We start from the raw sequence: 558 nt of genomic DNA, 5'->3' as shown, positions 1-558 counted from the left end.
TTTACGTCCTTATCTTTCGGTAAGCCTTTGCCATGACACATGGAGGAAATATTGGTGACCAGTGCCCGGTCGAGCGGTTTGCCCTTAACGTCCTCGTCTTTGCCCTCCTGCCAGCCCGCTTTCAAGCAGGGCAGTGTCAGGAAGGCTTTTACGTCCTTATCTTTCGGTAAGCCTTTGCCATGACACATGGAGGAAATATTGGTGACCAGTGCCCGGTCGAGCGGTTTGCCCTTAACGTCCTCGTCTTTGCCCTCCTGCCAGCCCGCTTTCAAGCAGGGCAGTGTCAGGAAGGCTTTTACGTCCTTATCTTTCGGTAAGCCTTTGCCATGACACATGGAGGAAATATTGGTGACCAGTGCCCGGTCGAGCGGTTTGCCCTTAACGTCCTCGTCTTTGCCCTCCTGCCAGCCCGCTTTCAAGCAGGGCAGTGTCAGGAAGGCTTTTACGTCCTTATCTTTCGGTAAGCCTTTGCCATGACACATGGAGGAAATATTGGTGACCAGTGCCCGGTCGAGCGGTTTGCCCTTAACGTCCTCGTCTTTGCCCTCCTGCCAGCCC

At 54.3% G+C, this 558-nt stretch carries 1 protein-coding gene; it reads right to left on the bottom strand.

Annotation, left to right across the window (positions count from 1 at the left end):
• Positions 1 to 558: hypothetical protein (locus J7438_RS27185; RefSeq protein WP_209279127.1), on the bottom strand; the 558-nt coding region annotated here is incomplete at both ends.

The organism is Thalassotalea sp. G20_0 (assembly GCF_017744175.1).
Taxonomy (GTDB): domain Bacteria; phylum Pseudomonadota; class Gammaproteobacteria; order Pseudomonadales; family Endozoicomonadaceae; genus Endozoicomonas.
The sequence above is the reverse complement of the archived record's forward strand: the minus strand, read 5'-3'. Positions and strand labels throughout refer to the sequence as shown.